9 protein-coding genes are annotated in these 9,920 nt (G+C 67.5%); 1 reads left to right on the forward strand and 8 read right to left on the reverse strand.

All coding sequences use genetic code 11. From position 1 onward, the window contains the following. Positions 1 to 7: 7 nt before the first annotated feature. The 7 genes from P3W85_RS41130 to P3W85_RS41160 all read right to left on the reverse strand — a co-directional run bounded on the left by P3W85_RS41130 (position 8) and on the right by P3W85_RS41160 (position 8,228). Positions 8 to 2,197, reverse strand: coding sequence for an alpha-ketoacid dehydrogenase subunit alpha/beta (locus P3W85_RS41130; RefSeq protein ID WP_276269046.1), 2,190 nt, complete (start codon positions 2,195 to 2,197; stop codon positions 8 to 10). Positions 2,198 to 2,268: 71 nt separating this feature from the next. Further along, positions 2,269 to 3,093, reverse strand: coding sequence for an SDR family NAD(P)-dependent oxidoreductase (locus P3W85_RS41135; RefSeq protein ID WP_276269047.1), 825 nt, complete (start codon positions 3,091 to 3,093; stop codon positions 2,269 to 2,271). After that, positions 3,090 to 3,809, reverse strand: a complete 720-nt coding sequence (locus P3W85_RS41140; protein ID WP_276269053.1) for an ABC transporter ATP-binding protein — start codon at positions 3,807 to 3,809, stop codon at positions 3,090 to 3,092. Before P3W85_RS41140 ends, P3W85_RS41135 begins: the two co-directional genes overlap by 4 nt. Positions 3,810 to 3,820: 11 nt before the next feature. Further along, on the reverse strand, positions 3,821 to 4,579 hold the full coding sequence (locus P3W85_RS41145; RefSeq protein WP_276269048.1) for an ABC transporter ATP-binding protein: 759 nt from the start codon (positions 4,577 to 4,579) through the stop codon (positions 3,821 to 3,823). Next, positions 4,576 to 5,862 carry a branched-chain amino acid ABC transporter permease gene (locus tag P3W85_RS41150; RefSeq protein WP_276269049.1) on the reverse strand — a complete coding sequence of 429 codons (1,287 nt, stop codon included), beginning with the start codon at positions 5,860 to 5,862 and terminating at the stop codon, positions 4,576 to 4,578. The genes P3W85_RS41145 and P3W85_RS41150 overlap by 4 nt, the downstream gene beginning before the upstream one ends. Before the next feature lie 2 nt (positions 5,863 to 5,864). Further along, a complete protein-coding gene (locus P3W85_RS41155; RefSeq protein ID WP_276269050.1) occupies positions 5,865 to 6,806 on the reverse strand; it encodes a branched-chain amino acid ABC transporter permease in 942 nt (313 codons plus the stop codon). Positions 6,807 to 6,980: 174 nt separating this feature from the next. Then, positions 6,981 to 8,228 (reverse strand): branched-chain amino acid ABC transporter substrate-binding protein, encoded by a 1,248-nt coding sequence (locus P3W85_RS41160; protein WP_276269051.1) that lies wholly within the window; start codon positions 8,226 to 8,228, stop codon positions 6,981 to 6,983. A 420-nt stretch (positions 8,229 to 8,648) separates the two neighbouring features. Here P3W85_RS41160 and P3W85_RS41165 point away from each other — a divergent pair, with 420 nt between their 5' ends. Further along, a complete protein-coding gene (locus P3W85_RS41165; protein ID WP_017224906.1) occupies positions 8,649 to 9,353 on the forward strand; it encodes a FadR/GntR family transcriptional regulator in 705 nt (234 codons plus the stop codon). Positions 9,354 to 9,384: 31 nt separating this feature from the next. Here the strand turns inward: P3W85_RS41165 and P3W85_RS41170 are convergent. Further along, the coding region (locus tag P3W85_RS41170) for a hypothetical protein (protein ID WP_276269052.1) at positions 9,385 to 9,920 on the reverse strand (536 nt) is incomplete at its 5' end.

Raw genomic sequence — 9,920 nt, forward strand, 5'->3', positions numbered from 1 at the left:
CGGCGGATCAGGCCGCGCCCTTGTCGCGCATCGCCTGCCGCAGGCCTTGCGCCACTTCCTCGGTGCGGGCGGCGGCGGCGCGCTCCAGCACCTTGGAGATGCTCGGCGCGGCTTCCGCGCCGGTGACGCGCTGCACCGGCTGGTCCAGCCAGTCGAAGCAGCGGCGCTGGATCTCGTCGGCCAGCCAGCCGCCATACGAGGTGCCGCGCGCGCCTTGCTCCACGATCAGCACGTTGTTGGTCTTCCTGATGCTTTGCTCGATGGTGTCCCAGTCCAGGCTGGCCCGGTCCAGCCAGCGCAGGTCGATCACCTCGGCGTCGATGCCGGTCTGCTCCACCGCTTCGAGCGAGTGGCCGACCATCGACAGGTAGGTGATCACGGTGAGATCGCCGCCCGTGCGGCGCACCGCGGCCTTGCCCACCGGCAGGTGGTAGTCGAAATCATCCACGGGGCCCGTGCCCGCGGCGTTGTACAGGTCCACATGCTCGATCACCAGCACCGGGTCCTTGCAGGCCAGCGCGGTGTTCATCAGGCCCACATAGTCGAACGGCGTGGACGGCGCCACGATGCGCCAGCCCGGGTTGGTGGCGAAGATGCCGGCCGGATCCATCGAATGCTGCGAGCCGTAGCCCGTGCCCATCGCCACCTTGGTGCGCAGCACCAGCGGCACATCGCTCTGGCCGCCGAACATATGGCGCGCCTTGCCGATCTGGTTGAAGACCTGGTCGGCCGCCACCCACATGAAGTCGGGGTACATGAACTCCACCACCGGCTTGTAGCGGCCATCCAGCGCCAGCCCGCCGCCAAGGCCCACAAAGGCGTTCTCGCTGATCGGCGTGCCCAGCACGCGGTCCGGGAAGCTGTCGCGCAGGCCGCGCGTAGCACCGTTGGTGCCGCCCTTGAGACGGTGCACGTCCTCGCCCATCACCACCACCGACGCATCGGTTTCCATGCGCCGGTGCATGACGTCGGCCACCACGTCGATGAACTTGCGCTGGCCGAGCTTGCCGGAGAAGCCGGCTTCGTCCTCGCAGCGCAAGCCCGCCAGCTCGCTCAGGTCACCGCGGATGCCCACGTCGCGGAAGTCCGGGCTCGGCCACAGTTCGGGGCGGATGCGGCGCTTGCCCGGCTTGCCGGAGGGATCGGCCTCGGTCAGCGCCGCCATGGCTGCGCGCATGCCTTGCCTGATGCGCTCGCGCAGCGCGGCGATCTCGTCGGCGCTGATCAGCCCGCGCTCCTGCATGCGGCGCGCCATCAGGTCGAGCGGGTCGCGCGCGCGCCATTGCTGTTCTTCTTCCTTGCTGCGGTAGCCGAAGGCGCTGCCGGGGAAGGGGCCGTTCTGGTGGAAGAAGCGATACAGGTCCGCCTCGATGATGGTGGGACCCTTGCCGGCGCGCATATGGGCCAGTGCTTCCTGCGTGGCGAGGTAGACCGCCAGCGGGTCCATGCCGTCGACCTTCCAGCTCGGGATATTGAAGCCCATGCCGCGCGCCGACAGGCGCGGCTCGGCGGTGGATTCCTCTACCGTGGTGGAAACCGCGTAGCGGTTGTTCTCGATAAAGAAGCACAGCGGCAGCTTCCACGCCGCGGCCAGGTTCATGGTCTCCAGCACCGAGCCGATATTGACCGCGCCATCGCCGAAGTAGGTCACGGCGACCGCGTCGGTACCGGCGTGCCGGTGCGACCAGGCCGCGCCGGCGGCCATCGGCACCCCGCCGCCCACGATGGCGTTGGTGCCCAGCGCGCCGGCTTCGGCCCACTGCAGGTGCATCGAGCCGCCACGGCCCTTGCAGTAGCCTTGGGCCAGCCCGAGGATTTCCGCGAGCGTGCGCTGCAGCAGGGTTTGCACTTCGGCGGACAGCGGGGCGCGCGGATCGATGCCGCCGGGCGCGAGATAGCCCAGCGCCTTGGAAATGAACTGGTGATGCCCGCGATGCGAGCCGTTGACCTGGTCGGCGCCGGTCAGCGGCACGATGGAGCCGGCCGCGCCGCCTTCCTGCCCGATGCTGGAGTGCGCCGGTCCGTGGACCAGGCCTTCGGCGGCGAGTTCGAGCACGGCTTCCTCGAAGCCGCGGATCAGGTGCATATGGCTCAGCAGGGTGCCGAGCACAGCCGGATCGGCGCTGGCCCAGTCTTCGTCGGTGGCACGCAGTTCCACCCATTCGGCGGAGGGGCGCAGGGCGCTACGTTCAGACATTTGAGAATCCTTGATTACCAGTCGGTGGTGTGCTTGATCGTGTTGGGGGCGTGTTCGGGGCGGCGGCGCGCTCAGAAGCCGTCGGCGGTCCAGCCGCCATCGGAGACCAGCGCGTGGCCGGTGATGAAGGCGGCCGAGTCCGAGGCCAGGAAGAGCGCCACTTCGGCCATCTCCTCAGGCGCGCCGAAGCGGCGCAGCGGTGTGCGCGCCAGCAGGGCCTCGCCGTCGATGGCCTTGCTGGCCAGCAGCGTTTCCATCAGCGCGGTGCTGGTGTAGCCCGGGCAGACCGCGTTGACGCGGATGTTGTACTCGGCCCATTCGGCGGCCAGGGACTTGGTCAGAGAAACCACGCCCGCCTTGGCCGCGCAGTAGGCCAGGCGCCGTGCCGACGAGGCCAGGCCCCACATCGAGGCGGTGCTCAGGATGGACCCGCCGCCCTGCCGCACCATGCGGCGCGCCGCTGCCTGCGTGCAATAGAAAACGCCGGAGAGGTCGATGTCGATGGCGCGGCGCCAGTCGTCGGGCGTGAGTTCCAGCGACGGCTTGTTCATCGAGATGCCCGCGTTGTTGAGCAGGATGTCGATGCGGCCGAAGCGCGCTTCGGTGGCGGCGCAGGCCTGCTCGACCGCATCGGGGTCGGTGATCGACGCCTGCACGACCTCGACTTCCACCGCCGGGTACGCCTTGTTCAACTCCGCCCTGGTGTCGGCCAGACCCGCCGCATCCAGGTCCAGCAGCATCAGGCGCGCGCCGTGCCGGGCGAAGCCGTGCGCCATCGCGCGGCCGATGCCGCTGGCGCCGCCGGTGTTGAGCACGACCTTGCCGGCCAGGCCGGGGTAGCTGGCGCGCGCGAAGGCTTGCGCGTTCGGGTATCCAATTGGCAATGAGGTGCTCATACGGCTAACCAGTCCTTCAGAAGTTGGGTGTTGGAAGTGAGTTGCTCGGGCGTGCCCTCGTAGACGATGCGGCCGTGGCCCATCACGCAGACGCGGCTGGAGACCTTCAGCGCGATGGCGAGCTTTTGCTCCACCAGCACTACCGAGACGCCCCGTCGATGAATGTCCTGGATGGCTTCGCCGACCACCGCCACGATCTTGGGCGCGAGGCCCTCGGTGGGCTCGTCGATCAGGATCACCAGCGGATTGCCCAGCAGCGAGCGGCACATGGTCAGCATCTGCTGCTCGCCGCCGGAAAGGCTGCCGGCCTTGGTGTTGCGGCGTTCCTTCAGGCGTGGGAAATAGTCGAACATCTGCTCCAGCGTCCACCGCGGCGCGCCTTCGGTGGCGCGCTGCTCGCCCATGCGCAGGTTCTCGTCCACCGTCAGGTTGGCGAAGACTTCGCGCTCTTCCGGCACGTAGGCGATGCCGCGCCGGCAGATCGCATAGGACTGCGCGCCGGCCAGATCGCGGCCGCGCAGCCTGACCTGGCCGGCGCTCGGCGGGACCAGGCCCATGATGGCTTTCAGCGTGGTCGAGCGGCCCGAGCCGTTGCGGCCAAGCAGGCTGACGACTTCGGCCTGCCCGACGTGGAAATCCACGCCATGCAGGATATGGCTCTTGCCGTAGTGCGCGTGCAGGCCCTGCACGCTGAGCAGCGGATCGGCGATTGGCATGGACTGCGCGCTCATACGGTGACCTCCTCGCCCAGATAGGCTTCCTTGACGCGTGCGTTGTTGCGGATCTCGTCCGGGGTGCCGGTGGCCACGACCTCGCCGTAGACCAGCACGCTGATGCGGTCGCTGAGCGAGAACACCACGTCCATGTCGTGCTCCACGATCAGCAGCGTGCGGCCCTGCGTGATCTCGCGGATCAGGCCGGCGGTGTAGTCGGTCTCTTCCTGCGACATGCCGGCCATGGGCTCGTCGAGCATGATGACCTTGGGGTCGGAGGCCAGCGTCATGGCGATCTCGAGCGAGCGCTGCTCCGAGTAGGACAGCTCGCCGGCAATGGTTTGCGCGCGGCCGGCCAGGCGCACCTGTTCGAGCAGGTGCATGGTTTCGTCGCGCACCGCGCGTACCTTGTGGGCGAATCGCCACAGCACGTACTGCAGCCCGTGGCGGCGCATCACGGCCAGCCGCAGGTTCTCGAACACCGAGAGGCCCGCGAAGATATTGGTGATCTGGAACGAGCGCGCCAGTCCGCGATGGTTGATCTGCTGCGGCGACAGGCCGTGGATCGGCTCGCCGTTGAGCATGATCTCGCCCTTGGTGAGCGGCAGGCGCCCGGAGATCAGGTGGAACAGCGTGGACTTGCCGGCGCCGTTGGGGCCGATCAGCGCGTGCCGCTCGCCGTCGATGAGGTCAAGATCGACGCCGCGGATGATGTCGATGTCGCCGAAGGATTTGCGCAGTCCGCGCAGGGAAAGGATGGCTTGCTTGTTCATGCCGGGTTCCTTTGTGCGTTGGGGTTGGCGTGGCCATTGCCGGCGGCGCGCGGGGCGGCGTCCTTCAGGCGCAGCCAGGCGCCGTTGGCGAGGCGCGCCGCCGCGATGCCGGCCACCAGGAACACGGCGGGTACCAGCCAGGTCAGCGGCGACACGGGATCCCATTCCCGCCCGAACAGGGGAAGCGGCGGCCAGCCGCCGCCATTCAATGCCGCCATGGAGCGATAGTCCTGCGAGAAGAAGCGCTGCAGCAGTTCCACCGTGAACACGGTGCTGCCTGCCAGCAGCACGGTGCAGACGGCAAAGGCCAGCGCGATGGGCAGCAGCGGGCGCAGGCCGTAGGTCTTGCTGTGCGTGGCGAAGGATTGGATCAGCCCGGCCAGCCCGGCCGGCATGAACAGCATCACCAGCACGAAGACGATGCCCTGGTACAGCAGCCATGAGCGCGTCAGGTCGGAAACCGCGTAGCCGAAGAAGGTCATCACCGCGGCGCCGAGCGCCGGGCCGAGGAAGATCTTCACGCCGCCGATATAGCTGTTGAGCACCACCGCGGCCGAGGCCGAGGACTCGAACACCACATAGTTGGCCGCCTCCATATTGAGCGCCTGGAGCGCGCCCGCGATGCCGGAGAACATGGCCGACACGGCGAACACCAGCACGCCGAGGCGGTGCGTGTCATAGCCGAGGAAACGCAGGCGGTTGGCGTTCTCGCGCAGGCCCAGCGTCAGGCGGCCCACCGGCGTCAGCGTGAACAGGTACAGCAGCGCCAGCGACAGCAACACCCAGCCGAGCGTCAGGTAATACACCTGGTTGCTGTCGCCGAAGCTCAGGCCCCAGGCCGGCATGCGCATGGTGGAGATGCCCGCCTCGCCGCCGAACCATCCTTTCAGGTGCGGCGCCAGCGAATGCAGCAGCTCGGCCAGCGCCAGCGTGATCATGGCGAAATAGACGCCGGTGCGCTTGGTGGCGAACCAGCCGGCGGCCAGCCCGGCGACGAGGCCCATGGCGCCGCCCGCCAGCGGCAGCAGCGGGGTGGGCAGCAGGCCGTTGCCGCCGAATGCGTTCATCGCGTGCACGGTGGCAAAGGTGCCGATGCCGAAGTAGGCCGCGTGTCCGAAGGACAGCATGCCGCCCTGGCCGCTCAACAGGTTGAACGCGGCGGCGAACAGCACGGCGATCAGCATCTGGATCGATGCGTTGACGAGCGATTGCGACAGCGCCATCGGCAGCGCCAGCAAGGCGCCAACGCCGAGCAGCAGCAGGGTTTTCTGGATCTTGGTCATGCTTACTCCTTCTCGCCCATCAGCCCGGACGGACGTACCAGCAAAATCAGCAGCATCAGCGCGAACGGGATCGTCCCGGCCAGGCTGGAGAGCTTCAGGGTCAGCAGCCCGCCCACCTCTTCGGCCCAGGCACCCGCGCCGAATACGGAGAACAGGTCGGCCAGGCTGCGGTCGATGCCGACCGAGAACGAGGTGATCAGGCCGATCAGCAGCGAGGCCAGCATGGCGCCCTCCAGCGAGCCGAGGCCGCCCACCACCACCACCACGAACACCATCACGCCCAGCTCCAGCGCCATGTTGGGGTTGGTGGTGTAGAACGCGCCCGCCACCGCGCCGGCCAGTCCGGCCAGCGCCGCGCCGATGCCGAACACGCCCATGAACACCAGCGGCACGTTGTGGCCCAGGGCTTGCGCCATGCGCGGCTTGTAGATGGCGGAGCGCACCACGATGCCGACCCGGGTGCGCGTGAGCAGCAGGTAGATCACGGCGAACATGGCAACGGCGATGCCGCCCATGAACACGCGGTAGAAGGGGTAAGAGGAGATGCCGAGATGGAAGGCGGCAAAATCCAGCGACGCCGGGATGCGGTAGTCCACCGGGAAGTTGCCGAAGAACAGCTTGATCAGCTCGGCGACGATGAACGACAGGCCGAAGGTCAGCAGCAGCTCGTGCGCGTGGCCGTGATGATGGACGCGGCGCAGGAAGAAGCGCTCCACCGCTACCCCCACCAGCCCGACCAGGATCGGCGAGACGGCGATGGCCGGCCAGAAGCCGAGCGCGCCCTGCAGCGTGTAGGCAAAGTACGCGCCCAGCATGTAGAACGACGCGTGGGCGAAGTTGAGCACGCCCATCATGCCGAAGATGAGGGTAAGGCCTGCCGACACCATGAACAGCAGCAGGCCGTAGATCGTGCCGTTGAGGAGTGAGACGATGAGGTATTCCATGAAGGCTTCCTTGGAACGAGCCGGTCCGTGGCGCGACCGCCGGGGCGTGGCCGGCCGCGCCTGCCTGCCCGCCGCGGCCTGGGCGCGGGGACGTGGCGGGCGTTACGGTTGATGCGGTGATTGCAGTCGTTGCGGGTTGGTGCGATTGCAGCGATTGCTGCGGTTGCCGGGAGATCAGCCGGGGCGCTGCATCTTGCAGCTGGCCTGGGCCGGCGTGGCGGCTTCGGCGGCGGTGAACGTCTTCACGGGCTTGAAGCCCATGTCGGTGCCGTCGACCTTGAACCTGGCCTCCTTGGACACCACCGACACGACCATCGGCAACAGCACCTGGTGGTCCGCCGCGCGCATGCCCATCTCGCCCAGGGAGGTCTTGATCGTGGCCTTTTCAAGGGCCAGGGCCAGGGCCTTGGTGTTGAGCTTGCCGCCTTCCGGCTTCACCGTCTTCAGCGCTGCGCCGAGCATTTCTACCGCGAACACCGTCTGCGGCTCGATAAAGACCGGCATATGGCCCTGCTTCGCCTTGAAATCGCTGGCGAAGCGTTCGCCTTCTGCGCCGCCCGCCTCGGGGTTGAAGGGGTGCGCCACATAGTGGCCGAGCGCCACGTCGGCGGCGTTGCCGATATTGCCCGGCTGGTCCAGGAACACGGTGGCGAAGCGCGTCTTGAGGCCGGCGGCCTTGGTCGCCTTCATCAGCAGCAGCAGGTCGTTGGACCAGTTGCCGGTGACCACGGTATCGGTCTTGGCCGCGGCGATCTTGGCCACGTAGGGCGAGAAGTCCTGCACCTTGTTGACGTCGTGCAGGGTCTTCTCGGCCACCGTGTAGCCGCCGGTGGCGGCATAGTCGCCGATGGCCTTTTCCATGTCGACGCCCCAGGAATAGTTCTGGTTGATCGAGTACACGCGGGTGCCGAGCGCCTTGAGCGGCTTCATCGCGCCGACCAGCGCCTTGACGCGGATCTGGGCATTGGTGGCGAACTTGAAATGATAGAAGTGGCACTTCTCGCCGGTCAGCTCCAGGGCTTCGCCGCCGACATTGAGGAACAGGATTTCCTTGCCCGGGTTGCGCAGGTTGAACTTGCGCACGTCCTCGGTGATCTGGCCCGACACGGCCGACGACGAGCCTTGCAGCACGATCTGGGCGCCATCCGCGACCGCTGCCTTGAGCTTGTCCGCCGCACCGGCCGGCCCGCCCTGGTTGTCGTACTCGACCAGCTGGAGCGGCTCGCCGTTCCAGCCGCCGGTAGCGTTGATCTGGTCGATCGCGTAGCGCGCCGCGGCGCGGAACATCAGGCCGGTCGACGCTTGCGGTCCCGACAGCGTTTCGACCAGTGCGATCTTTACCGGCGCCGCCGATGCCGCACCAGCCAGCAACGAAAGCGCCGCGGCTGCGAACAACGGACGGGTGATGCGGCTACCGCTCATGGGTGTCTCCTTCATTTGTTGGGATCGTCTGGCGGGCGCCGAAATGGCCCTCCATATTGGTCAGACCTGTAGTTAAAGTGGTCTGACAGGTTTACTATAGGGAGATGGGCGAGCGTCGTCAACGCCGAAGTGGCAGCCATCAGGGTTTCTACCAAGAGGAGGCACGGATACATCCGCATGGATGGTGGGAGCGGGCACAGACCCTTGCCGGGATTGACCGGGAAGGTAATAGTGGATGCCATCCGCAAGCGTGCGCTGGTACAGTCCGCATGGTTCGCGCGAACCAGGACGTGCTACATTGACCTGTAAGACCAATTTAAGATCGTGCGCCGGCCGTTGCCGCCTGGCGCCAGGGAGCCAGTAGTGAACAAGACTGTGTCCGGTGCGGCGCCGCCGCCTGCCAATCGCCCGGAGGGAACCATGTTCCATCCGGAGCCCAAACACCTGCCGGATGAAATCGCAAGGCGCCTGATCCAGGCCATCCAGGCGGGCGAGTTTGCGGTGGGCGACCGCCTGCCCAGCGAGCGCCTGCTGTGCGAGCAGTTTTCAGTCAGCCGCGCCGTGGTGCGCGAAGCGCTGTCGCAACTCAAGTCGGAGGGCCTGGTCGCGCCCAAGGCAGGCAGCGGCGTGTTCGTGACCGAGCGCAGCCAGCGGCAGGCATTCCGCATGCAGGATGTGGCGATCGACGAGAAAGACTCGCTGGCCATGGTGATGGAGTTGCTGGTCACCATCGAAGTGGCGGCCACCAGGTTCGCGGCCATGCGCCGCACGCCGGAAGATCTCAAGCGGATCCGGCGCGCCTTGATCGGCATGGAGTACGAGATCGCCAACGACCGCTTGGGCGACGAGGAAGACTTCGCCTTTCACCAGGCCATTGTCGAGGCCACCCACAACCCGCATTTCCAGGCGCTGAGCGAGCACCTGGAGCACGGGGCGCGGCGCGTGATCCGGCAGGCAAGGAGCAATACCAAGAGCCATCATGCCAACCTGGTAGAGGCCGTGCAGGACGAGCACAAGGCCATCTACGACGCCATCGTGGCGGCAGACCCCGAACGCGCGGCGGAGGCGGCGGAGACCCACCTGCGCAACGCCGCCAAGCGGCTGAACATGTATCTGAAGGGGTGAGGCCGCGCTTGCCCGCCGGTCCGGCGGTGCGCTATTCCAACTCTGCCAGCCCCGCTTCGAGCCGCTGGCTCAGGCGCTCGCCGTTGCCGAGCAGGACCACTACCTCTATCTCCGCGGCCAGCGCCCGGCAGGCGGCGCGGCTGGTGCCGGACAGCGACAGGCTGATGCCCAGCGGGCATACGCACACCGTGCGCGCACTGCCCTCCATATCGACTGTGACGGCACCATGGCCTGCGCGCATCGACAAGCCGGAGGCGCGGCGCCAGCGCCATGCCGAAGGCGCGAGCGTGGCCGTGATGTCGGTGCCGTCGCCCTGCACCACCGTGGCGGTGGCGGTAAAGCGCGCAGTGGCGGGCGTGAGCGGCGTGTCGGCGCAGGTGAGTTGCAGGCGGTAGCCAGAGGCTGGCGCCGGGCCGGCATGGACGCCCTGCCTGGCGGCCCGGAGCTGCCTGGTGAGCGCTTCCTTACCTGGTACGCCACCCCCAATCCTGCGCAGCGTATCGCGGCTGGCCTGGAGCAAGCCCGTCAGCAGCCCCGTTATCGGGCCCCCCGGTGATTGTGCGGGCT

Source organism: Cupriavidus basilensis (assembly GCF_029335485.1).
GTDB lineage: Bacteria > Pseudomonadota > Gammaproteobacteria > Burkholderiales > Burkholderiaceae > Cupriavidus > Cupriavidus basilensis_E.

Bases quoted from the DNA above. Each gene is read 5' to 3' on its own strand.
- P3W85_RS41150 (WP_276269049.1), bottom strand. From the start codon at position 5,862: ATGACCAAGATCCAGAAAACCCTGCTGCTGCTCGGCGTTGGCGCCTTG.
- P3W85_RS41135 (WP_276269047.1), bottom strand. From the start codon at position 3,093: ATGAGCACCTCATTGCCAATTGGATACCCGAACGCGCAAGCCTTCGCG.
- P3W85_RS41130 (WP_276269046.1), bottom strand. From the start codon at position 2,197: ATGTCTGAACGTAGCGCCCTGCGCCCCTCCGCCGAATGGGTGGAACTG.
- P3W85_RS41160 (WP_276269051.1), bottom strand. From the start codon at position 8,228: ATGAGCGGTAGCCGCATCACCCGTCCGTTGTTCGCAGCCGCGGCGCTT.
- P3W85_RS41140 (WP_276269053.1), bottom strand. From the start codon at position 3,809: ATGCCAATCGCCGATCCGCTGCTCAGCGTGCAGGGCCTGCACGCGCAC.
- P3W85_RS41155 (WP_276269050.1), bottom strand. From the start codon at position 6,806: ATGGAATACCTCATCGTCTCACTCCTCAACGGCACGATCTACGGCCTG.
- P3W85_RS41165 (WP_017224906.1), top strand. From the start codon at position 8,649: ATGTTCCATCCGGAGCCCAAACACCTGCCGGATGAAATCGCAAGGCGC.
- P3W85_RS41145 (WP_276269048.1), bottom strand. From the start codon at position 4,579: ATGAACAAGCAAGCCATCCTTTCCCTGCGCGGACTGCGCAAATCCTTC.